20 protein-coding genes are annotated in these 23,784 nt (G+C 54.8%); 8 read left to right on the top strand and 12 right to left on the bottom strand.

The features are described from left to right. Nucleotides 1-3 precede the first annotated feature (3 nt). Nucleotides 4-1,560, top strand: coding sequence for a gamma-glutamyltransferase family protein (locus SIB88_RS18375; RefSeq protein WP_412558758.1), 1,557 nt, complete (start codon nucleotides 4-6; stop codon nucleotides 1,558-1,560). A 31-nt stretch (nucleotides 1,561-1,591) separates the two neighbouring features. Here SIB88_RS18375 and SIB88_RS18370 read toward each other — a convergent pair whose 3' ends face one another. From SIB88_RS18370 to SIB88_RS18340, 7 genes are all read right to left on the bottom strand, one after another. Beyond that, the gene (locus tag SIB88_RS18370) at nucleotides 1,592-2,095 is read right to left on the bottom strand and encodes a MarR family winged helix-turn-helix transcriptional regulator (RefSeq protein WP_068517269.1); all 504 of its coding nucleotides are present in this window, start codon (nucleotides 2,093-2,095) and stop codon (nucleotides 1,592-1,594) included. A 113-nt stretch (nucleotides 2,096-2,208) separates the two neighbouring features. After that, nucleotides 2,209-2,802: a hypothetical protein gene (locus SIB88_RS18365; protein WP_412558757.1), complete on the bottom strand. Its 594-nt coding sequence runs from the start codon at nucleotides 2,800-2,802 to the stop codon at nucleotides 2,209-2,211. 100 nt (nucleotides 2,803-2,902) lie between these two features. Further along, nucleotides 2,903-3,802, bottom strand: a complete 900-nt coding sequence (locus tag SIB88_RS18360; protein ID WP_206928076.1) for a lauroyl acyltransferase — start codon at nucleotides 3,800-3,802, stop codon at nucleotides 2,903-2,905. Next, the gene (lpxK, locus tag SIB88_RS18355; protein ID WP_412558756.1) at nucleotides 3,795-4,766 is read right to left on the bottom strand and encodes a tetraacyldisaccharide 4'-kinase; all 972 of its coding nucleotides are present in this window, start codon (nucleotides 4,764-4,766) and stop codon (nucleotides 3,795-3,797) included. Before lpxK ends, SIB88_RS18360 begins: the two co-directional genes overlap by 8 nt. After that, on the bottom strand, nucleotides 4,759-6,051 hold the full coding sequence (locus SIB88_RS18350; RefSeq protein WP_412558755.1) for a 3-deoxy-D-manno-octulosonic acid transferase: 1,293 nt from the start codon (nucleotides 6,049-6,051) through the stop codon (nucleotides 4,759-4,761). The genes lpxK and SIB88_RS18350 overlap by 8 nt, the downstream gene beginning before the upstream one ends. Then, nucleotides 6,048-6,821: a lysophospholipid acyltransferase family protein gene (locus SIB88_RS18345; RefSeq protein ID WP_231856654.1), complete on the bottom strand. Its 774-nt coding sequence runs from the start codon at nucleotides 6,819-6,821 to the stop codon at nucleotides 6,048-6,050. The genes SIB88_RS18350 and SIB88_RS18345 overlap by 4 nt, the downstream gene beginning before the upstream one ends. Nucleotides 6,822-6,847: 26 nt before the next feature. Further along, nucleotides 6,848-8,578, bottom strand: a complete 1,731-nt coding sequence (locus SIB88_RS18340; RefSeq protein WP_082817672.1) for an ABC transporter ATP-binding protein — start codon at nucleotides 8,576-8,578, stop codon at nucleotides 6,848-6,850. Between the two features lie 256 nt (nucleotides 8,579-8,834). Between SIB88_RS18340 and SIB88_RS18335 the strand changes: the two genes are divergently transcribed. After that, entirely contained in the window at nucleotides 8,835-9,635 is an 801-nt protein-coding gene (locus tag SIB88_RS18335) for a hypothetical protein (RefSeq protein WP_412558754.1), read from the top strand. 48 nt (nucleotides 9,636-9,683) lie between these two features. Here the strand turns inward: SIB88_RS18335 and SIB88_RS18330 are convergent, their stop codons facing one another. After that, the gene (locus SIB88_RS18330; protein ID WP_412558753.1) at nucleotides 9,684-10,823 is read right to left on the bottom strand and encodes a glycosyltransferase family 4 protein; all 1,140 of its coding nucleotides are present in this window, start codon (nucleotides 10,821-10,823) and stop codon (nucleotides 9,684-9,686) included. Next, nucleotides 10,820-11,737 carry a UDP-2,3-diacylglucosamine diphosphatase gene (locus SIB88_RS18325; protein ID WP_068517261.1) on the bottom strand — a complete coding sequence of 306 codons (918 nt, stop codon included), beginning with the start codon at nucleotides 11,735-11,737 and terminating at the stop codon, nucleotides 10,820-10,822. Before SIB88_RS18325 ends, SIB88_RS18330 begins: the two co-directional genes overlap by 4 nt. Nucleotides 11,738-11,956: 219 nt before the next feature. Here SIB88_RS18325 and SIB88_RS18320 point away from each other — a divergent pair, with 219 nt between their 5' ends. Together SIB88_RS18320 and SIB88_RS18315 are read left to right on the top strand one after the other, a co-directional pair. Then, on the top strand, nucleotides 11,957-12,904 hold the full coding sequence (locus SIB88_RS18320) for a diacylglycerol/lipid kinase family protein (RefSeq protein ID WP_068517260.1): 948 nt from the start codon (nucleotides 11,957-11,959) through the stop codon (nucleotides 12,902-12,904). A 650-nt stretch (nucleotides 12,905-13,554) separates the two neighbouring features. Continuing rightward, nucleotides 13,555-15,513 carry a methyl-accepting chemotaxis protein gene (locus SIB88_RS18315; protein WP_197460759.1) on the top strand — a complete coding sequence of 653 codons (1,959 nt, stop codon included), beginning with the start codon at nucleotides 13,555-13,557 and terminating at the stop codon, nucleotides 15,511-15,513. A 102-nt stretch (nucleotides 15,514-15,615) separates the two neighbouring features. On the opposite strand, the gene SIB88_RS18310 is transcribed toward SIB88_RS18315, so the two are convergent. Beyond that, complete coding sequence (locus SIB88_RS18310; RefSeq protein WP_412558752.1) at nucleotides 15,616-16,965, bottom strand: TldD/PmbA family protein; 1,350 nt, start codon at nucleotides 16,963-16,965, stop codon at nucleotides 15,616-15,618. 251 nt (nucleotides 16,966-17,216) lie between these two features. Here SIB88_RS18310 and SIB88_RS18305 point away from each other — a divergent pair, with 251 nt between their 5' ends. Then, complete coding sequence (locus tag SIB88_RS18305; RefSeq protein WP_412558751.1) at nucleotides 17,217-17,804, top strand: hypothetical protein; 588 nt, start codon at nucleotides 17,217-17,219, stop codon at nucleotides 17,802-17,804. 49 nt (nucleotides 17,805-17,853) lie between these two features. On the opposite strand, the gene SIB88_RS18300 is transcribed toward SIB88_RS18305, so the two are convergent. After that, nucleotides 17,854-19,380, bottom strand: coding sequence for a UbiD family decarboxylase (locus SIB88_RS18300; protein WP_412558750.1), 1,527 nt, complete (start codon nucleotides 19,378-19,380; stop codon nucleotides 17,854-17,856). Nucleotides 19,381-19,634: 254 nt separating this feature from the next. Between SIB88_RS18300 and SIB88_RS18295 the strand changes: the two genes are divergently transcribed. The 3 genes from SIB88_RS18295 to SIB88_RS18285 all read left to right on the top strand — a co-directional run bounded on the left by SIB88_RS18295 (nucleotide 19,635) and on the right by SIB88_RS18285 (nucleotide 22,775). Further along, nucleotides 19,635-19,991, top strand: a complete 357-nt coding sequence (locus SIB88_RS18295) for a DUF4170 domain-containing protein (RefSeq protein WP_068517306.1) — start codon at nucleotides 19,635-19,637, stop codon at nucleotides 19,989-19,991. Nucleotides 19,992-20,008: 17 nt separating this feature from the next. Further along, nucleotides 20,009-20,758, top strand: a complete 750-nt coding sequence (locus tag SIB88_RS18290) for a hypothetical protein (RefSeq protein ID WP_206928065.1) — start codon at nucleotides 20,009-20,011, stop codon at nucleotides 20,756-20,758. A gap of 319 nt (nucleotides 20,759-21,077) precedes the next feature. Continuing rightward, nucleotides 21,078-22,775, top strand: a complete 1,698-nt coding sequence (locus tag SIB88_RS18285; protein ID WP_068517255.1) for a methyl-accepting chemotaxis protein — start codon at nucleotides 21,078-21,080, stop codon at nucleotides 22,773-22,775. A 269-nt stretch (nucleotides 22,776-23,044) separates the two neighbouring features. Here SIB88_RS18285 and SIB88_RS18280 read toward each other — a convergent pair whose 3' ends face one another. After that, nucleotides 23,045-23,752 (bottom strand): class I SAM-dependent methyltransferase, encoded by a 708-nt coding sequence (locus SIB88_RS18280; RefSeq protein WP_412558749.1) that lies wholly within the window; start codon nucleotides 23,750-23,752, stop codon nucleotides 23,045-23,047. Between the last annotated feature and the right edge of the window lie 32 nt (nucleotides 23,753-23,784).

Genomic DNA, 23,784 nt, shown 5'->3' with positions numbered 1-23,784 from the left:
ACCATGAAAAAGCACGGGGCCGTCGCCGCAGGACATGAAGTCACCGCACGCGCCGCCGCCCGTGTGCTTGATGATGGTGGCAATGCGTTCGATGCGGTGGTGGCGGCCATGTGGGCGGCCTGTGTCGCCGAACCGGTTTTGGCGTCCCTTGGTGGTGGCGGGTTTGTGATGGCACGCCCTGTCGGGGAACCGCCGCGTCTTTATGATTTCTTTGTTGAAACCCCCCTTGAAAAGCGATCCCGCGAAGATCTTGAATTCGAAAGCCGTCTTGCGACTTTTGCCGGGGGTGTCACCCAGGAATTCCACGGCGGTTATGGATCGGTGGCAATGCCGGGCGTTGTTGCCGGCCTGTTTGAAATTCATGATGATCTGGCGACATTGCCAATGGCGCAACTGGCCGAACCGGCAATTGATGCGGCCCGCAATGGCGTGGTTCTGGATGATTTTCAACGCTATGTGATGGGGATTGTCGAACCGTTGCTGGGCTTTTCGGCCGAAAGCCGTGCCGTTTTTGGCAAGCCGGGCCATACCGACGAAGCCGGGTTTGAACTGCTTGAAACGGGTGCCCGCCATGTTCAATCCGATCTTGCAGACAGCATTGAATATCTGGTGCGGACCGGTGCCGACGGGTTTTATCGTGGTGACATCGGACATGCGCTGATCCGGGAATGCCGGGAATTCGGCGGATATCTTGGGGCGGATGATCTTGCGGCCTATCGTGTGCTGGTGCGGGACCCGCTTCTGGTTGGCGGGCGCAAGGGCCGGTTTGTCCTGAACCCGCCCCCGGCATCGGGCGGGGTGCTGGTGGGATTTGGTCTTAAGCTTGCGCGGGAAATGGCACTGGGTGGTTTCGGTTCGGCCCGCCATCTTGAAGCAATTTCACAGATCATCCACGCAACCGGTTTGGTGCGCGGGGAATATGGCGCGACGTCGGCGATCCTGTCGGACGAGCTTTGCGAAAGATATCGTCTGATGATCGGCGAACGCCCGCTTAGTCAGCAGGGCACGACCCATATTTCGGTTGTCGATGAAGACGGCAACCTTGCCGCTGCGACCATCTCAAACGGGTCAAGTTCCGGGCGGATCGTGCCGCAAACCGGCATCATGATGAACAATATGCTTGGCGAAGCCGATCTTTCGCCCGACGGGTTTCATATGTGGCCCTGCGGGGTGCGGATGACATCGATGATGACGCCCGCGCTTTATCTTGGTGATGATGGCGGGGCGATTGCGCTTGGATCGGGGGGATCAAATCGCATCCGGTCCACCATGCTTCAGGTGCTTTTGAATATTGATGCGTTTGACATGACCCTGCACGGGGCGGTATCCGCGCCGCGCATGCATGTCGAAGACAGCCTTCTGTCGGTGGAGCCGGGCTTTGATGATGCGTTGCTTGATCAGCTTAGTCTTGAAAATCAAAGCCGCTGGGACCGCGAAGACATGTTCTTTGGCGGGGTTCACGCCGCCAAGGTCAGCGCGGATGGCGCCAGGTTTTCGGCGGTTGGCGATGCCAGACGCAATGGCAACCAGATCATCGGTCTGCCCGAACAAGGCGTCTGATCGCGACCGGACTTGGGCGTGGTTGTGCGGTCTATCCGTTCTGGCCGCTTTGCGGCGGCACCCAGTCGGCGGCCTTGACGTCAAGGATCGGGGCGGCGTCAATCTGTTCTGCATCCATCATGGTTGCCACGCGCTGCATTGACGACAAAAGCTGTGTTTTTTCCCAGTCGGGCAGGGCTTCGAACTGGGTAATGAATTCTTCATGCAGCATGGTCGGCGCGGTTGCCAGAACGTCACGCCCGGCATCGGTCAAGAAGGTGTTTACCACCCGTTTGTCGGTTGAACTGCGGCGGCGTTCGGCAAGGTTGCGCTGCTCAAGACGGTTCAAAATGGTCGTCACAGTCGCCTGGCTAAGCGACACGTGATTGGAAATGCGCTTGACCGTGACATTCTGCAATTCGTCAATGGCGCGCAACACCATGACTTGCGGGATGGTCAGGCCGCATGCCTTCATCACACGTTTGGAATGGAGATCCGTCGCCCGGATAATCTGGCGCAAGGCGACAAGAATGTCCTGCCAATAGGCTTCGGTCATGACGGTTCCCTTTGACGTTTCGGGCGTGTGAAGGTGTGAGTTACCGGGTAACGACCTTTGCGTGATTGATCAAGGCCAATTGTCCTGTGACAAACGCGATGGGGCGTTGAATTCTATCTGAACCGCTGGATCACGGCAAAAATCAGCGAAAAGATCGCAAGCAGGATAATCGCCACTGTTGCGATCAGTAAGGCCTGCTTGGTGCGCAATTGATTGGCCTGTTTCAGTTCGATATAGGCAATGACATTGTGGCGCAACTGATCCATTTCGGGGCCGACATCAAGACTGTTCATGTAAAGTTTGGCACCAGCGCGCGCCAAAAGATCATTTGTCTTGTTCATTTGCTGGGTAAACAGGGCAAACCGTTCTTCGGTATCGGCAAGATCGCCTGTCAGGTCGTCTTCAGTATCGCCCGCACGTGCAATCGTGATTGCCGTTCGGGTCAGGTCGTTGGCATCGGCTTCGACACATTCGGCAAGTGTGGATCTTGGATTTTCGTCCGAACATTCGACCGGGCGGTCGCCATATTCCTCGATGGCCTTGCGCAGATGTTCCTTGAGCTGCTGATCAAGTTCGGATATCCGCAGCCGGATTTCACGGGCTGTTTCGCGGATATCGGCAATGTCATGATCAAGCGCCATGCTTGGCCAAACGACAAACATTGATCCGGCGATCATCAAAGTCAGAATGATCAATAAGCGGCGCAAGAAAGGGTAGCTCCTGACCCCGGGGTTCAAATTTCAGAACCGCAAGTCTGAAGCAATGATGTTCTCAATGCGTTAATAAATGCCGGAAAATTTGCAAATGCTAATTTGGCCAGCGCCGATGCACCCAAAGCCACTGGGCGGGGCGTTCGCGGATCCAGGATTCCATCATCGCATTCACATCGGTCATGATTTTGGCGACATCGGCGTGACGGTCGCCGGTTTTGGTGACCGGAACGGGCGGATAGAACGTCATGCGAAAATGCGCGCCATTGATCCGTTCTGAACGCACCGGAACAATCGGCGCATCGTATTTGAGCGCAAATTGCGCAAGTGCGGGGGCCGTCATTGCATCGCGGCCAAAGAACGGGACCGCGATGCCGTCGCTCATTTTCTGATCGACCAGCATGCAGGCATGGCCGCCGTCTTTCAGGCAACGCGTCAGTTTGCGGGCGCCGCTTGGACCTTTTTGTACCAGTTCGCCCCGGAATGTCTTGCGGGCGCGCATGAACAGGTTATCGACCCACGGATTGTCGGGCGCGCGATAGACGCTCATCATTTCCATGTCCAGCACGGTGGCAATGCACATGGTGACTTCCCAGTTGCCGATATGACCGGTAAAGAACAGGCCGGGCTTGCCATCGTCCTTGAGCGCCAAGCCGTTTTCCACGCCAACGATCTCGATGCGAGGTCCGCCCGGGCGCAATTTGTGAAGATGGGGGATTTCCCCGGCCGACCGGCCAAGATTGTCCCACATATCAACGATGATCTGATCAATTTCGGCCGGTGACTTCTCCGGGAACGCCTTGACCAGATTGTTGCGGGCCTTTTTGGACTGTCCCAGTTTGGGGCCGATTGTTCGCAGCAGCCAGCCCCCAAATCCCGATGCCATATCGATCGGCATGATGGCGAACATCCAGTAAAGCAGATAGGCCCCGAACCCTTGCAACGGGTGGGACAGGTATTTTTGGCGCATCCGGTAAAGGTCGCTGTTCTTATCCATCGGCGAGTACTGTCTTCACAATCTGGGAAAGCTGATCGGGTGCCTCGAACACCAGTCGAATGTCGAGACTGTTTATGCCGTTCCGGCTGTCGGATGGCAAGCGCATCAGGTCTTTTTGCGTGGTCACAAGTTCCGCATCGAGTTTTGCCGCGGTCATGCGCAAAGCTGTCAACTCATCGGGCGCAAACACATGATGGTCGTCAAAATCCTGTGTGGCGACGATCCGTGCCCCGACCAACGCCAGACTGTCATAGAATTTCTGCGGGCGGCCAATGCCGGCAAAGGCGACCACATTCTTGCCAGCAAAGCGTTCGCCGTTTACCGGCACGATCCGCGCGCGCAGGATCGGCACGGATGCCGGAAGATTGGTGATGAAGTGCGGGGTCTTATCGCCGATCAGAATGATCGCATGGACCTTTTCAAGGCCGCTGATCAGGGGTTCGCGCATGGGGCCTGCGGGCATGACGCGACCGTTTCCGATGCCATAATTGCTGTCGATAACGGCAAAGCTGCAATCCTTGATCAGGGACGGGTTTTGTAATCCGTCATCAAGAATGATCGCATCCGCGCCGTTATCCCGGGCCATTTCCGCACCCAGAAATCTTTCGCGCGATATCCATGCCGGACCATGGTGCGCCAGAAGCAACGGTTCATCCCCGACCTTTGATGCGTCATCAAGACCCGGGTCGACGCGATGGGGACCGGCAATGGAGCCGCCATAGCCGCGGCTGACAAAATGCGGGTGACGACCCAATGCGCTTAGAACATCAAACAGGGCAACGGATGTTGGTGTTTTGCCCGCACCGCCGACGGTGAAATTGCCAACGCAAAATACCGGGCAGCCCGGATGACGCGCGGTTGTGGTTTTTGCGCGCATGCATGCCCCGGCACGCCACAGCAATGATAACGGGCTTAGCAGTTTCGGAACCAGACCATCTTTCTGCCAGAAGCGGGGATCACGCATGATCGGCCTCGTCGATTGCTTTTTGCGCCATCAGCGGGCGCAGCGCATCAACGGTTCGGTCAAGAACTTCGGCCTTTGAATTGGCATAGTGCAGGGCGGCTTCGGCGATCGTTCGCGCGGTTTCGCGATCACGCAGCAGGGCGCCGACCTGACGGCATAGATCATCTGCATCCGATGCCGGGCGGCATGCACCCGCAATACGCATTTCTTCGCTGATGGTGGCAAAGTTGCTCATATCCGGGCCATGCAGGATGGCGCAATTCAGGCGGGCCGGTTCAAGCGGGTTTTGCCCGCCCGATGCGCAAAGCGTCTTGCCCATGAAGCAGACCGGCGCGATCCGGTAAAACAGGCCCAGCTCGCCAATTGTGTCGGCAAGATAGATATCCGTGCCCGGGGTAATGATGTGACCAAGGCTGCGTCGGGCAACTTGCAACCCCTGTGCGATCAGCTCGGCTTCGATCTCGTTTGCGCGGTCCGGGTGGCGGGGCACGATGATGGTCAAAAGCCCGGCCTGTTCAGCTGAGAGCTTTTTGTGAATGTCCCCGGCAATGCGTTCTTCACCGGCGAATGTGCTTGATGCCAGCCAGACCGGGCGCAGTCCGATCTGTTCCTGAAGCTTTGCCAGTGCACTTTCATTGGCAGGCAGCGGCGGGGCAGCGAATTTGAGGTTCCCGACCGTTTTGACATTACCAGCGCCTAGTGAGGCAAACCGATTTGTTTCGTGATCACTTTGCGTCAGGACAAGATCAAACGCCGATATGACCGGACGAATGAATGACGGATAGCGGGAATAACCCTTAAAGCTTTTTTCCGAAATCCGGCCATTCAGAAGCGCAAGTTTCACACCGGCCTTTTGTGCCTTGGTCAGCATATTGGGCCAAAGGTCACTTTCAAGCCAAAGCGCGACATCGGGTTTCCAGTGATGCAGGAAACGGGCAACGCAGACCTGTCGGTCGATTGGAATGAATTGATGGATTACACCTTCCGGCAGGCGGGCATTCATCAGTTCGGCCGAAGTAACAGTCCCCGTCGTCACCAGAATGGACAGGCCGGGATAGCGACGGCGAATTTCATCAATCACCGGCAAGGCAGATAATGATTCACCAACACTGGCGCCATGGATCCAGACAAGATGTCCCTTGGGGCGAACCGCACTTGGATGACCGAACCGTTCGCCAATACGGCCCGGATCTTCCTTGCCGCGTTTTTTTCGCCGGTTCAGATAAAGATGAAGTGCCGGGCCAAGCAGGCGGGTCGCCGCGCGATAGGCGTAAAACAGGCTCATTTGCCGGTTGCCCCCGCTGCGATTTCGGACCGTTTCTGTTTGGGCAATTCATCGGGCCCGGCAGGTGCAATGACGTCAAGTCCAAGATCGCGGTCGGTATCCTGGGTCAGTTTGGTCAGGGCGTTTTCGATTTCAAGCCGTTTGGCTTCAAGACCGGCATCATCGAGTTTGCGCTCAACGAAAACCGGTTCCCCCCAATGAAAGACACCGCGGGCAAATGGCACCGGCAGGGGCAGGACAAAACGGTCCCAGCTTTTGAAAATCTTGCGGCTTGATGCGGAATAGGTCAGCGGGAAAACCGGAACGCCGGCCATGCGGGCTGCCTGTACGACCCCGTCGGATGCCCGCATTCTGGGGCCGCGCGGGCCATCGGGGGTCATGCCGACAACGTCACCGGCCTTGAGTGCCTTGATGATTTGACGCAGGGCCGCAGCCCCGCCTTTGCCAACCCCGGTGGAGCCCGCGATGGTCTGAATGCCGAAATGAGCCACGGTGCGCGAAATGATTTCACCATCGCGATGTGAAGAAATCAGCATATGAAACGGCAAATCACCGCCAACCGCACGCCAGGTATAGGGCATCATCAACAAACGTTGATGCCAGAAGGCAACGATGAACGGTTTGCCGTCGCGCAAATATTGCGCGGGCAGATCGCCGCCTTCTGTTTTCCAGCGGCCGGTCACGCGGACAAGGCGCACATAGGCCGCTGCTATCCAGCACAAGGTGCTGCGCATCGTGTCGCTTTTGATGATCCGCTTATGCCACTGCACGCCCGATTATCCCGAAATTGCCCGGATCAGTTTCCGTTTTCTTCTGAGAATTGCAGATTATAGAGGTTTGCGTAAGCCCCTCCAAGTTCGAGCAATTCTTCGTGCTTGCCCTGTTCAATGACGCGCCCGTTATTGATGACACAAATCTTGTCGGCATCAACAATGGTCGACAGACGGTGCGCAATCACAAGGGTGGTGCGCCCCTTCATCAATTCGGAAAGCGCGCCCTGGATATGGCGTTCCGATTCCGTATCAAGGGCCGATGTTGCCTCGTCCAGAAGCAGGATCGGTGCGTTTTTAAGCATCGCGCGCGCAATTGCAATACGCTGACGCTGCCCGCCTGAAAGCTTCACGCCATGTTCGCCGACAATGGTGTCATAGCCGTGTTCAAGCTGAAGGATGAAGTCATGAGCGGCGGCGTGACGGGCGGCTTCCTCGATCTCGGCGTCGCTGGCACCGGCGCGACCATAGGCAATATTGGCGCGTACCGTATCATCAAACAGGGTGATTTCCTGACTGACCAGTGCAGTTGCCTTGCGCAGGGATTCAAGCGTAACGCCACGAATATCCTGACCATCAATGGTGATCGCACCGGCATCAATGTCATAGAAACGCGGGATCAGGTTCAGGATGGTGGATTTGCCTGCACCGGACGGACCAACAAGTGCGACGGTTTCCCCGGCCTTGATATCCAGATCAATATCGCGAAGGGCGGTGATTTCCGGATTGTAGGAAAAGGCGACGTTTTTGAAGCTAATATCGCCACCTGAAACCGTCAGCGCTTTGGCATCCGGCGCATCCTTGATTTCGGGTTCTATATCAAGAACTGTGAAAACGCGCTGTGATGCTGCCAGACCTTGCTGCAGTGTGATGTTGATATTTGCCAGACGTTTTACCGGCTCATAGGCCAGCAAAAGGGCGGTGATAAAGGCAAAGAAGCTTCCGGGATCGCTGGCACCGTCGATCACCCGGCTGCCGCCATAAATAATAATCGCTGTAATCGCCGCACCCCCAAGCGTTTCCATGATGGGGGATGAACGGGCACTGACGGTTTGTGCCTTGAAGCTCAGTTTGAAGACTGTTTCAACCAGCTTGCCCATACGTGAACATTCGTAAGGTTCCATGCCATATGCCTTTACATGGCGGATGCCCTGGAATGTCTGTTCAAGCAGGGTGGCAAATTCACCAATTTGCTGCTGGGTGTTGGCTGACACCTTGCGCATCCGGCGACCCAGTCGCGCAATCGGGTAGATCGCAGCGGGAAAGACCGTGAATGCAATGATGGCAAGCAGCCAATCCTTGTAGAACATGACGCTGATCAGGACGATGGCAGTCAACAAATCCTTGCCAAATCCGGTCAGCGAGTTGGAAACGGCCGCACGCATTGCCGTGATGTCGTTGGTAAAGCGCGTGATCAGCTTGCCGGTATTGGTGCTGTGGAAGAAGCCGATATCAAGACGAATGACATGTTCGTACAAACGGTTTTGGATGTCGGCCAGAATACGTCCACCGACATAGCTCATCAAAACGGTCTGGCCGTAATTGGCGAAACCTTTCAGTGCAAAGGAACCAAGAACTGCGGCGCCGACAGGAACAAGCATCGCTTCGCGCTTGTTGATGAAGACATCATTGATAATGGGGTCCATCAGAAGCGCATAAAGGCCGGTTGCACCAGCCATTAAAGCCATACACAGAAGAGCAAGAAGAATTTTCCCGAAGTATGGAGCAACGGCATCTTTGACGATGCGCTTGACCAACGGCCATGTGCCCCAATGTTCTGTGGTGTGGTCCAAGGAGTTCTTGGGCAATTGCTTCTTCCTGGTCGTTTAGGCCATTTCCACATTGTATCGAACTGATACTGTCTATATGGATAAGGCTTCAAATAAATATTCAAATGTACGCGCTGTTGCTAGCACGCCGAGCCATAAGCGGCAAGCCGCAGTAAGCTTCATACGGACACAAAACTGATCTGTAGATCAGCAGGTCACAAAGAGCGACATATAAGACAAAATAATGAACGAGCAACTGCACGCACTTGTCGAGCACACAATAGCCCAGGGCGTGGGCGCACGCGTTTTCCCGTTAAGCTGGAATGGTCGGCGGATATGGGTCAAACAGGCGGTGCCGGCAAAGGAAAAAGTCTGGCATCGGTTGCAGCGCTTTCTGGCCAATGTCACGGGCATTCCGCTTTTGCGTCCAACGGTGTCGCCCGGCGGCAAAGCGGGGCTTGTGAATGAAGCCAATACCCTGCGCAAACTGGCCGCACATGGCGTACTTGTGCCTGATCTGATTGGCGAAGGGGCGAACTGGATCGCAATCGGTGACAATGGCGGTATCCTTCAGACCAGGATCGAAGATGATGTTCGGTCCGGCAATGAAGACCGGGTCAAACAGCATATCACTGCTGCTGCATCCGCACTGGCGCGACTGCACGCATCGGGTGTGTCGCACGGGGCACCTTTATTGCGTAACATGACGATACGCGATGATGGCCAGATCGGCTTCATTGATTTTGAAGAAGACCCGAACGCCCGCATGCCATTGGAAGATGCGCAGGCCCGCGACATTTTGTTGTTCGTATTTTCCATTCAGCGCGAGTTCAAAAAACGTCCGGAATTGTTGCGGTCAGGATGGGCAACCTATGTTGCCACAGCGGGCGAGACTGCCGGGCAACTTGTCCCTTTGCGCAAGGTCATCAGGCTTTTGCGACCGGTTTACATGATTTTGCGTCCGTTCCGCAGATGGCTGGGAACGGACGCATTGAATGGTATTCTGGCTTATCGCACTTTGCGCAAAAGCCTTTATCGCAGATAGAACTTCACCCGTTCCACGCTTTCCGTCGGTTTTTCCGGGACCAGCCACTTACTGGGCGGGTTGACCGACCGGGGTTGTGCCAAGGCTTGCCTGATCTTGATCCGGGGATGTGGCCGGGTTTGTGCCCGCATTGTGCCGGGTGGCATCGTCAACCGAAATCCGGACGACCTCGATCCCGTCAAACCCGCCGGAAAACGGTGCCAGATTGTGCAGGAACTGGGTGGCGGAATTCTGCCAGCTATATTGTTCGGCCAATGCACGGGCATCTTCGGATGTCAGCTCAAGTGCGGCCAGGGCTGCTTCACGCAGGTCGGCATCAATCGCACCGGCCTTGGTGCCGCGCACGATATCGGCTGGTCCCTGAACCGGGAAGACGGCAACCGGGGTGCCCGATGCCAGTGCTTCAAGGATCACAAGGCCGAAGGTGTCGGTCTTGCTTGGAAACACAAAGACATCCGCCGAAGCAAAGGCTGTTGCCAGTTCTTCGCCAACCTTTTTGCCCAGAAACTGCTCATTGGGATATTTGCCCTTAAGCTCGTTAAGTTGCGGGCCGTCGCCAACCACGAACTTTGTCCCGGGCAGATCAAGGTCAAGGAAATGGCCGATATTCTTTTCCACCGCAACCCGCCCGACAAACAGCCAGTGTGGTTTCGGGAAATCGCCAAATGATGCGTCCGGTCGGGGCCGGAACAGATCAAGATCCACCCCGCGCGACCAGATATGCAGGTTTTCAAAGCCCCAGTCGGACAGTTCCTGACGCAGGCTTTCGGTGGCGACCATGACCGAGCGTGATTTGGAATGGAATTTGCGCATCCCGCGATAGGAAATCGACAGCGGCAGCCGCCAGCGCGCATGAATATATTCCGGAAACCGCGTGTGATAGGCGGTTGAAAACGGCAAGCCGTGTTTCAGGCAATAGGAACGCGCAGCCTGACCCAGCGGACCTTCGGTCGAAATGTGGATGGCGACCGGGTGCAATGCCTCGATCATTTTGGCCATCTTGCGTTTGGCAAACAGGGCCAGACGGATTTCCGGATAGGTCGGGCATGGAACAGTTTTGAACTGATCGGGCGAAATGATGTGAACATCATGTCCCATCGCGCCCAGCTCGCCACGTACGGTTTCAAGGGTACGGACAACACCGTTTACCTGCGGATACCAGGCATCGGTTACGATCAGTATTTTCATGCAGTCTTTCCAATCGGGGCATCGCTGCGCTTTTTGGAAGCACCCGATGCGGAATTGTCCGTGCCATGGGCAATGCGGAACATGGAGATCAGTTTGCCAAGACCCAGTGACGGGGTGCTTGCAGCGTCCCGGCCGGGGCTGGAATGGCTCATGGCCATCTGGCGCATTTCCGCCCAGTGCAGAAGTTCAAGCTTGCCATCCTTGTCTTCAACAAGGGCGGTGCAGCTTTCGACCCAGTCGCCGTCATTGCAATAAAGCACATCACCGATCATGCGTTTTTCGGCATGATGGATATGACCGCAGACCACGCCATCGACCTTGCGTTTCGCGGCTTCGTGGGCGACGGCATTTTCGAAATTGCAGATGAACTGAACGGCGTTTTTGACCCGGTTTTTAAGATAAGCCGAAAGCGACCAGTAACCGTATCCAAGGCGGCGGCGAATGCCGTTATAGTAACGGTTAAGGGCGATGGCCAGGTTGTAGGCCGTGTCCCCAAGATAGGCCAGCCATCTGGCATATTTGACAACCCCGTCAAATTCATCGCCATGGATGACCAGCAGGCGTTTGCCATCGGCTGTTTCGTGGATATCGTTCATTTTGACATCGACATGCCCAAAGGTCATATCGACAAATTCGCGGGCAAATTCATCATGGTTTCCGGGGACAAAGATGACTTTGGCGCCATTTTTTGCCTTATCCATGATTGTCGTGATAACAGCATGGTGACTTTCCGGCCAATACCAGCTTTTCTTGAGCCGCCAGCCATCAATAATGTCACCGACCAGATAATAGGTATCTGCTGTTACTTCATTGAGGAAATCCAAAAGAAGATCTGCCTGACATCCACGTGTCCCCAGATGGACGTCTGAAATCCAGACCGTGCGGTAATGCGGTTGCAGCGTCATCGCTGTCATTGCCGCTCCTCCGTATCCTGCCAAAAGGATGGCTGGAATTCGGCGTTTCGAGGTGCCGAATACTGTCCCCAACCAGTATCGGTTTAAAATAAAAAACGTGATTTTATAACCCGTTCACAGAAATTTCGTCGTTCTGTAAAGCAACTGTTACATTTTTTCTTTCATATGGTAGTGCGTGTGTATGATTTATTTCGGTTTTATTTCGGAAGTATGTTCTGAATGACCCATGCCGATGTGACTGTGATTTTCAATCCCCGTGCGGGGGGGAACAAACAGCGGTTTCTGTCCAAGATTTTGCAACATGCAGGGATCAGGGTGGAATTGTTGCAGACCACCCATCCCGGCCATGCCCGTGAATTGGCGCGCAAGGTTCGTGCCCATCAACGCCTGTTTGTTGCCGGCGGCGACGGATCATTGAACGAGGCCCTGAACGGTCTGCTTGATGCCCAGATCGATGGTCACGAAGTCCCGCCACTTGGCGTGATCCCGCTCGGGACGGCGAATGTTCTGGCCGTCGAAGTCGGGCTGGAACGCAAGGCAAAGGCAATTGCCGACTATATCAACAATCCCGGTCAGGTCTGGATCCGGCCCGGACTGGTCAATGGGCGGGCCTTCTTTTTGATGGTTGGAATGGGGGCCGATGCCGATACGGTTGCCAATGTGTCGCTCAAGCTCAAGCGCATGATCGGCAAGGGTGCCTATGTTCTTGAAGGATTGCGGAACATCTTTTTCCCGCGTCATCGCGACTTTGAAGTCAATATCGGGCGGGAAAACTATCGGGTGGCCGGGGTTGTGGTGACCCATGCGCAGCATTACGGCGGCGAATTCATCATTTCACCGACTGCGAAGCTGACCGATAACGGTTTTGATGTTGTCCTGATGCCCGGCAACGGTATCGGTGCATTGTCGCGCTATGGGCTGGCCCTGACGTTAAACAGGTTGCATGAGCAAAGCGATGTCTCGGTTGTGCGGTCTGAACGCATCACGATCACCAGCCATTGTGGCCCGGCTCCGCTTCAGATTGACGGTGAAAGTGCCGGCAAACTGCCATGCGAAATTAGTCTGTCGCCCTATCCGGTGCGGCTGATGGTGCCACAGGCCTATGCAATGGCCGCGGGGGGCGTGGTTGAAACCGGCCCGGAACCACTTCGCCTGACCAGCGGTTAACCCCGAAGCGAGGACTTCAGAGCAAATGCACGATATCCCGGTTGTTTGCGGCCGGGATATCAGAAGGCATGTGATCACGCTTGGAAATCGCAAAGCAAAGATCAGGCATTCTTTTGCAAATTCCCATGATCTTACCCGCCATTTCGCGGTTTTTCCGCGTGTAAATCGGCGTTTTATGGACCGATGCCCCGGTTCTGATTTTCGATGCCCTTGGGTTGATAACTGGGGATGGTCCAATGCGTTGTGCCCTGCTTTGCGGCGTCTGCCAGCATGTCTGGAAATTACGGTGTTTGGTGTTGTCAAACAGGGAAACTGATCCGCCGAATTGGGCCGATCTGCCGGGCATATTCGAAAGGACAGGTATACAGGTCTTCTGGATAGGTCGGCCTTACTTTTCCTTGTAATTTCGCATGTTACGCCAAACCTTTAAGTTAGTTGCAATATTGTGATTATCTAAAACAAGGGTTGTGTACTCCCCATATGGGGAGGGTAGTGACTGTCATGAGCAGATACCTTGGTAATCAAAGAGATCGTAGCGCGGTGCTGCGAACACGGAGGGTATGATGGTGTCGCGTGTTTCTTCTGCGCCGACGGGGGCGTTTTTGGAAAACTTGGGTGTTAAGACAAAGATTCTATTGGGGTTTTCAGCAGTGCTGGTCATTCTTGTCTCAGCGCTGGCATTCGCATTCTACAGCTTCACCAAAGTTGCACATGATGTTGATGAATATGCGCTGCGGGTCGAAGAAGCCGCACTTGTTGCCCAGATTGAAACGCGGTTTTTGCGTTTCAAAAGCCATGCCCGCGAATTTGCCAACAAGGCAAGCGCCCATGACGCGGAACAGGTGTTTGTCATCGCCGATCAAATCCGCCCAATTCTTGACAAGGCATTGCAAAGTTTCGAGTCAGCCGAACATCGTGCCCGGATCGAGAAAATATCCGGGGCACTTGATCGCTACATGCAGGATTTCGAAAAAGTCCGTGATCTGAGCGATGAATATCACGCCCTGATCACTGACCGGCTTGAACCCGACGGGATCAAGGTCGTTTCCGATCTCAATGCATTGATCGCACGTGCAGAAACCACCCAGAATATCGATGCCCTGAAAAAGGCGGTGGCCGCGCGTGAGCATGCGCTTCTGGCGCGTCTTTATTCCAATATTCTGATCGGGCGTCAGGATGACAGCTTTGGCGAAAAGGCAGCCAGCGAGTTCGGCCTTCTCAAGACCGGGCTGATTGAAATCAACCAGACAGTACCCGATGCGGAATACAAAAAGACCATCGGCGAAGTCATGACATTATTTGATGATTACCGTGATGCATTTGACAAGATCAGGTCAAATGAACTGGTCATCATCGAAACGGTCAATGGCGATATGGAACAGGCATCCAGTCTGTTGCTGTCCGAAGCAGCCGATCTGATGGCTGAATTTTCGGCGACCGAACATTCAATTTTTGAACGGGTTGTTGATGAAATCGGTCTGGCGGAAACCGAAATCCTGATCGCGTCGCTGATCGGTATGGGGCTTGGCATCGTCATTGCCATTCTGATCGGTGATCGTCTGTCAAAGCCGATCATTGCCATCACCCAGATCATGCGCAAGCTTGCCGACCATGATCTGACGGTCACTGTGCCCTGGCAGGAACGGCGCGATGAAATCGGCCAGATGGCCGGCGCGGTTCAGGTCTTCAAGGAAAATGCCATTCGCAATGACGAACTTGAAGCCAAGGCAATCGAAGATGAAAAACGCGCCAAGGAAGCCCAGCGCCAATTCATGAACCAGACGGCCGACACGTTCAATTCCGATGTCGGGCAAATCATTGAAACCGTTGCCGCAGCGGCAGTGGAATTGCAGGCAACCGCAGACAGTATGTCACGTCTGGCAAGTTCGGCATCCGAACAGACGGTGGCTGTGGCATCGGCAACCGAAGAAGCCAGCGGCAATGTGCATTCTGTTGCCTCGGCCACAGAGGAACTCAATTCCTCGATCGAGGAAATCAACCGTCAGGTTGTCCATTCATCCGATGTGGCACGCAGTGCGGTCGGGCAAGTCAACAAGACCCAGGCCGACCTTCAGCAACTGGTCGAAGCATCGGAAAATATTTCAAATGTGCTGAAACTGATTTCCGATATTGCCGATCAGACCAACATGCTGGCCCTTAATGCCACGATTGAAGCCGCACGGGCCGGTGATGCCGGGCGTGGTTTTGCCGTGGTCGCAAATGAGGTCAAAAATCTTTCCGATCAGACCGCCAAGGCGACCGAGGAAATCACCCGTTATGTCGAAAACCTTCAGGCCCGCACCGGAAGTGCGGTCAATCAGGTTGAGGCAGTCGGCAAAACCGTCAGTGAAATGGATGCAATTATTGCCACCATTTCATCGGCGATCGAAGAACAGACCGCAGCAACCCGTGAAATCGCCTTTAACGTAGAACAGGCGGCAACCGGCACCACCACGGTCAGTTCAAACATCGCAACCGTCAGTTCGGCCGTCAATGAGGCCGGAACAGCATCGGGTGACGTTTTGCGCGCGGTCAGCATGCTTTCGGAAAACTTCACGACCCTGAAAGGTGCCACGGACAATTTCGTCAACACGATCCGCGCAAGCTGATCGGTGAGGTAACCTGTCGATTACAAAAGACTCGAAAAAAAACGCCCGGCACATTCAAGTCCGGGCGTTTTTGTATCTGGATGTCTGTTGGTGTCGGTCAGGTTACTGACCGGCCAGTGTCATGCCATCAATGCGCAAGGTCGGGGCATTGGTGCCGTATTTGAAGGTCAGATCATTGGCCGGGACCACGGATTTGAACATGTTCTTGAGGTTCCCGGCCACCGTGATTTCCGATACCGGATAAGCCAGTTCACCATTTTCAATCCAGTAGCCCGACGCACCGCGCGAATAATCGCCGGTAACGCCATTGACGCTGCTTCCGATCATTTCGGTGATATAGAGACCCGATTTGATATCCTTGATCATGTCTTCGGGCGAAATGGTGCCCGGTTCCATGTAAAGGTTGGTGGTTGACGGCCCCGGAAGGCTTCCGGCCCCGCGCGATGCGTTGCCCGTTGATTTCAGCCCCAACTGGCGGGCCGAGCGCAAATCAAGGATCCAGGTTTTCAAAACGCCGTTTTCAATCAGGTAGCGTTTTTCATTGGCGACACCTTCGGCGTCAAACGGTTTGGAACGCAGACCGCGTTTGCGGTGGGGATCATCGACAATATTGATATGCGGGGCAAAGATTTCCTTGCCCATCGCATCAAGCAGGAAGCTGGTCCCGCGCGCGATGCCCGATCCGTTGATCGCACCGGACAGATGGCCAACGATTGAGGATGAAACACGCGGATCATAAATGACGGGAACCTGCGTGCTTTTGACTTTGCGCGGGTTCAAACGGCGCAGGGTTTTTTCTGCGGCCTTTTTGCCGATTTCGACCGGGTCACGCAGGTCGGTCGAAAAGACCGCGCTGTCATAATCATAGTCGCGCTCCATTGCCGTTCCGGTCCCGGCCAGCACCGAAACCGAAATGTGACTGCCCGAACCGGCATAGGAATTGGCAAAGCCATTGGTCGCGGCCAGCGTGATCTGATGGCGGCCCCAGCCGGCTTCTGATCCTTCGGAATTGGTGATGCCTTCGACGGAACGGGCGGCTTCTTCGCAGGTACTTGCCCATTCGATCAGTTTGTCCTGGCTGACTTCGCCCGGTTCACAAAGTTCAAGCGCGTCGACATCAAAACTTGCGGCAAGTTCGGACGGATCTGCAATGCCGCAATACGGGTCTTCCGGGGCGTTCTTGGCCATGGCAACGGCCCGTTCGACCAGTTCGTTCAAGGCGGCGTCGCTGGTGTCCGATGATGACACGACAGCCTGTTTCTTGCCGATCAGAACGCGCAGACCAAGATCGGCTCCTTCGGATCGTTCAAGCTTTTCCATCTTGCCCAGTCGCTGGGCAACCGAAAGAGATGTTCCTTCGACATAGACGGCATCTGCGTCATCAGCACCGGCTTTCTTGGCGCGCGCCAGCAGATCATTGATACGATCAAGTGTCATGTCGGTCTTGGGCATGGAAGCTCCCTTATTTCGGAATGTATCTATCGGCTAGTTATAGGCGGCAGGGACGTATTCGCAAAGAACAGAAACGGTTTGATGCATCTGCATTGCAGGTGCCCTTGGTCTTGTTCCCAAAGGTGGCGTGAATGTATCTGTGGGGCAAGGGGCTGGACGTTCTGTTTTCATCCCTGTTTCTGCTATAGTCCGGAAAACAGCAAATAATTGGCGGTGATACCGCCAGACAAAGCACACGGGATAGAATGCAAATGCGGAACATAAGGTCGGGCGCAATCGGCTTGGCAATGATTTTGGGAATTTCCCATCCGGCTTTGGCGGATGAGCCGGGTAATCCGTCTGGTCCCGACGAAAATGGTGTTTGGGAACTGAATGCCAATGGCAAAGCCGACCCGGTTTCAAGCGCACAGCTTTATAGCGAAATGCGCATCCAGGGTGGCCAATATGCCAGCAATTACCGGCATCAGATGCTGACCGGGGATTTTACCTGTGACGATGTGGTCGACCGGGTTGCGGGCTGGGTCGATCTAGACAGTCCCGACGGTCCGAAATTTGCCATGCTGTTTGTCACCAACCATGGCGGTAAGGCACAAAGCGAAATCCGCTACCTGCCGTTCGAGCAGTCCGAACAATATGCACTTTGCATCCATGATGAAACCGCCCCGCCGGTCATGAGCTGGCAGGAAAACAGCCAGGAATTCATGGAGGAAGTCATCGGATCGAAAGAGATGTGCAATTTCGCGATCCGGGTGGATGACTTCATGTGTGATGCGCCGCAATTCTTCTATTCGGAAAAACCGGCGGAGAATGGCGATCACTGGTTCTTTTTCCGAAATTGATCGTGAGTTCTTGAAAAGAAAAGGCGGGTTAGAAGCCCGCCTTTGTCAACTAATCCCGCCAGATTTTCTTGCCTGATCCGGGCAGGCCATAGCGTTCCCATTTCTGATCAACCCGGTCGATGATGTCATCATCCATATAGATTTTTTCACCCCATTCGCGGTCGGTTTCGCCCGGGAATTTGTTGGTGGCATCAAGGCCAAGCTTGCCGCCAAGGCCCGAAACCGGGGATGCGAAATCAAGATAATCAATCGGGGTGTCGGTAACCGTGGTGATATCGCGCACCGGGTCCATCCGGGTCGAGATCGCCCACATGACGTCCTTCCAGTCGCGCACATCAATGTCGTCATCCACAACAATGACGAACTTGGTGTACATGAACTGACGCAGGAATGACCACACACCCATCATCACGCGCTTGGCGTGACCGGCATAGGCCTTTTTCATCGATACAACTGCGATACGGTAACTGCATCCTTCAGGTGGCAGCCAGAAATCGACGATTTCGGGGAATTGCTGTTGCAGGAGTGGCACGAACACGTCGTTGAGTGCCTCGCCCAGAACCGACGGCTCATCAGGCGGGCGTCCGGTGAAGGTCGACAGATAAATCGGTTTTTTGCGCATGGTGATCGCGGTTACGGTAAAGACCGGGAAATCTTCGACCGAGTTATAATAGCCGGTGTGATCGCCATACGGGCCTTCGGGCGCATATTCGTCCAAGGATACGTAACCTTCGAGCACGATCTCGGCGGTTGCCGGTACCTTGAGCGGCACGGTCTTGCAATCAACCAGTTCAACCTTTTCACCGCGCAGAAGCCCGGCAAACTGATATTCCGAAAGGGTATCGGGCACCGGTGTTACCGCGGCAAGGATCGTACCGGGATCGGCGCCCAGCACGATGGCGGCCGGAAGCGGATCACGCTTTTCCTGTTTCCAGCGGGCATGATGTTGTGCCCCGCCACGATGTTTGAGCCAGCGCATGATGGTCTTGTTCTTGCCCAGCACCTGCATGCGGTAAATGCCAAGGTTAAACACATCGCGCTTGTCGCCGCCTTTTTCACCGGCCGTCGGGCCCTGGGTCACAACCAGGGGCCAGGTAATCAGCGGGGCGGGTTCCCCCGGCCAGCAGGACTGAACCGGGATTTTTGACAAATCGATATCGTCGCCCTGAAGCACCACTTCCTGACAGGGGGCCTTGGAAACCGTTTTGGGTTTCATCGCCATGACGGTTTTGGCCAGTGGCAGCATCGAAAATGCTTCGCGGATGCTTGCCGGTGGTTCGGGCTGTTTGAGGAAGGCCAGCGTTTCGCCGACTTCACGCAGTTCTTCGGGTTTGCGGTTCATGCCCGCGGCAACCCGGTCCACCGTGCCAAACAGGTTCACCAGAACCGGCATGTCATATTTTTTGCCGTCATCGCCAACGACGTTTTCAAACAGAACCGCCGGGCCGTCTTCGGCCAGAAGCCGGGTCTGGATTTCCGTCATTTCAAGATTGGGGGATACCGGTTCAGTGACACGAACAAGACGGCCGGACTTTTCCAGCGCATCCATGAAGTCACGAAGGGATTGATAGGGCATGGCACCTGTCATCTGCAAAGCTTTGAAACCTGATTGTCTTCATACGCGTGCACGCGGGCTTGGACAACCTTGCTGTTATCAAATACGCCATTTGTAACTGGATCGATCGCTTCCTACATGAAACCGGGATGCTGCGTTGCATAATTTTGCGGTTTTGGTTGACGCATCATTTGGTTATACATTGGCTTAGAATTGAGTCGCGTGGCCCACAACACGCGACATGGCAACTCACCAAAAGCATGAAGGACGCACAGATGGCCAAATACTGGGTTATCGGGGGCACCTATCAGGATACCGGTTTCGACAAGCCGATCGGCGAAGAAACCAAAGTCGGTCCGTTTGGCAGCTTCGAAGACGCGGAACAGGAATGGTCGAAAATGGCCTGGCAGTCGGTCGATGACGCGAATTCGCGCTATCGCATCGAACGCCTTGAAGAATACTGGGTCGTTGGCGGTGAATATGAAAGCACCGACTTCGAAAAGCCGGTTGGCGGTTCCGAAGAACGCCATGGTCCGTTCGCCACATTCAGCGACGCTGAAAAAGCATGGTCGAAACTGGCCTGGCAGCATGTTGATGACTGCAACTTCCGCTACCGTGTCGTTGAAGGCTAAGCCGGATCGACCAGACAATGTTTTCGATATCCGATGTGCGGGCGATCAGTGACCCCGTACTCCGTGAACAGATCGAACATCATCCACGCGCGCAGGATCTCCTGCGCGCGTTTTTGTATCCCTATGCCGCCCCGGACCGGGATTTCCTGTTTCGTGGTGGATCGGTAACGCCGCTTGATACATCGGAAGTCGGCGACGCCATCGCCGGGCGGGTCCCGGTCCTGGCCGTCGGGTCAAACCGTGCGCCGGTTCAGTTGACGCGCAAATTCACCCATCAAAACCTGCCCGATGATGTTCCGGTGACACTGGGATGGATGCGCCATCATGATATTGTCTATTCGGCACATGTCACCGGGTATGGTGCCTTTCCGGCAACCCTTGCCCCGTCACCGGGGACACGGGTCCGGGTTGCGGTGACCTGGCTTACGGCGGCGCAGCTTGGACATATGCATGTAACCGAAAGCGTTCCGACACATTACCGTTATCAGCAATTGCATGGCCGTGATCTTGACCTTGATTGCGGTATTACGACCGACCATGTCGGTCTTTATCAGTCGGTTGCCGGGTTTGAATTCGCATCTGGCCATATCTTTGCCCTGAACGCAGTTGAAGCAACCGGGCGCAGATACCCGTCCCTGGAACAGTGGCAGATGGTCGCACATGTCGCGCGCCTTGCAGGGCAGGTTTTTCGACCTGATCTGGTGATCCGGCTTATTGACGATCCGGCCTTCAGAAAGTCGTTTGGCGATCTGGATCACACAAAATAGCGCCGACCCTGTAATTGCCATTGGTGTGACCCTATATATATTCCGGAAATGTGTTTTGACACTTGAAATTGTGTCGGGATGTTATGTAAGTACTTGAAAAGTAAATGCTTATATCGGATCCAGTAAGCCGTCCAAAGAACGGTGTATTCAACCGGCTAATTTCGGAATGAGCGGTTGAATTGTAATTTCAAAGGTACCAATTGTGCAGCAAGGGTACCGAAATTTGGGTGAATCAATCTGGGAGAATGCCGACGACGCGGTTTGCGTGCGTTATGTGTTCGCGTGCGTGTTTCACGCTTCGTGATTAAGGGAGAACTAAATGTTTGGCTCTGGTTCTGATGACCGTCATATCGTTCAGGCTATCAAGCAGTCACAAGGTACGATCGAATTTACGCTCGATGGTAAAATCCTTGATGCAAACAAGAATTTTCTGGATCTGGTCGGATATGATCTGTCAGAGGTGCGTGGCAATCACCACAGCATGTTTGTTGATCCGGAGTTCGCCAGAAGTGCGGAATACAAGAATTTCTGGGATCGCCTGAAGGGTGGGGAATCCTTCACCGCCGAATTTCAGAGGTTCGGCAAGGGTGGCAAGGAAATCTGGATCCAGGCGACCTATAATTCGGTCAAAGGCAGCAATGGCAAGCCCTATAAGGTGTTCAAGGTTGCAAGTGATGTCACTGCACAGAAATTGCAGGCCGCCGACTATGCCGGGCAGATTGACGCCATCAGCAAGTCGCAAGCCGTGATTGAATTTGATCTTAAGGGCAATATCCTTAATGCCAACGAGAATTTCCTTGTGACGATGGGCTACAAGCTGTCGGAGATCAAAGGAAAGCATCACCAGATCTTTGTTGATCCGGCCTATGCCAAAAGCGACGAATACAAGGATTTCTGGAAACAGCTTGCCGCGGGCAAACATCTGATGGCCGAATATCAGCGGTTTGGCAAAGGCGGCAAGGAAGTCTGGATTCAGGCCAGCTATAACCCGATCTTTGACATGGCCGGGCGGCCGTTCAAGGTGGTGAAATACGCCACCGACATTACCGAGCAAAAGCTTCAGGCGGCCAACTTTGCCGGACAGATCGAAGCAATCCACAAATCGCAAGCCGTCATTTCGTTTGAAATGGATGGCACCATCCGCAATGCCAATGCCAATTTCCTCAATGCGATGGGATATAGTTATGACGAGGTGATCGGCAAGCATCACAGCATCTTCATGGATCCGGCCGAAGCCCAAAGCACCGAATACAAGGAATTCTGGGATGCCTTGCGGCGCGGGGAGCACAAGGTTGCCGAATTCCGGCGCTTTGGCAAAGGCGGCAAGGAAGTCTGGATTCAGGCCAGCTATAACCCGGTGATGGATATGAACGGGCGTCCGATCAAGGTGGTGAAATATGCGACCGACATCACCAAGCAGATCTATGCCCGCCGCAAGGCCAAGGATTTGGCCGAAGGATCAAGCACCAGTGCCGAAGCCGTGGCCAGCGCATCCGAGGAAATGCTGGCAGCCATTCAGGAAATCAGCGAAAGCATGCACCGGTCACAAATCGCGATGAACGATATCGTGTCCAAGACCGAAGAAGCCAACGAAGTACGTGCCGATCTGGAAACCACGTCGGAATCGATGGCGGGCGTGGTTCAGATCATCCGTGATCTGGCTGAACAGGTGAACCTGCTTGCGCTTAACGCGACGATCGAAGCCGCGCGCGCCGGTGAAGCAGGCAAGGGCTTTGCCGTGGTCGCAGGCGAGGTCAAAAACCTTGCCAACCAGACCGCCAAGGCTACCGATGAAATCGAAACCCAGATCGAAGCAATGATGAATATTACCAAGCGGGTGGTTGCGTCGACCGCCGGGATTTCCACATCGGCGGAATCGGTCAGCAGCTATGTCGATTCCATCGCATCAGCCGTCGAGGAACAAACCAGCGTCACCCAGGATATTTCCAAGAATATCCAGTTTGTCTTTAACGGGATTTCCGAACTGAATGATTGTGTGAAAAGCATCGCAAGCTGACGCACAACAAACATCCCTGATCACGCAAAAGCCCGACGGTCCCAAAGACGGTCGGGCTTTTTTCAGGCGATCTGCAATGGGTCACAGAGCCGTTTCCGTTTAGAATGCCCGGCCCGCAGGGTCCGCAAGGTCCGCAGGCTTCAGTTTGGCGATGTTTTGCGGCGTTACACCGCTTGAACGGCGCCGCGCATCGCCCTTGCGTGCTGTGCCTGCCAAACAATTCGCCAAACACGAACAAAACGCTTCAATCTAACGAAACAGAAATTGCTCTAGCCGCGATCGGGCAACAGTTGCCAGATGCGGGTGAATTTGGTGTCGGCATCTTCGACCGCGACATCGACGGGCACATCATATGTTTCGAGCTCGTCAATATTGTGGGTCGGCGCATAGGTCCGGCCCGGATCGGCCAGAATGACCCGGGTGCCAAGACGGGCTTGGGCCATCAGCCATTGCAGAACCGCATTTGCCATATCCTGCTGATAGCAGACATCGCCGGCAAAAATCACATCCCAACGTTTCTGCGGGGCGCTGGTGCCGACAAAATTGTCCGTCGTGGTGGCAAATTCGACACCATTGCGTTTGGCATTGAGGCGCGTGGCGGTGATGGCCACCGGATCGATGTCATTTGCCGTGATGTCGGCCGCATCCGCCATCACACAGGCAATCGCCTGCATGCCGCCGCCACAAGCAAAATCAAGCACCCGCTTGCCACGCACCAGTTCGGGATGGTCCAGGATATAGCGCGTGATTGCCTGCCCGCCGGGCCAGGCAAAGGCCCAATAGGGGGGCGGGATATCAAGGATGCCCAGAATATCCTCGGTCGCCTGCCACAGTGGCGTGATATGGGTCGCCAGATACATTTCGATTTCCGGCGCCAGCGGCACGCGCGCAGGCACGGTGAAAGTTTCGATCAGATCGGCAAATTGCGGATCATCGACATTTGGCACCAGGGCATCGGCAAAGACGTTATCGGTCATGCTGGGCTGCTTTGACTATGAACATTTGCGCC

Source organism: Thalassospira sp. MIT121401 (assembly GCF_047125595.1).
GTDB lineage: Bacteria > Pseudomonadota > Alphaproteobacteria > Rhodospirillales > Thalassospiraceae > Thalassospira > Thalassospira povalilytica.
This window is presented reverse-complemented; position numbering and strand designations above follow the sequence as displayed.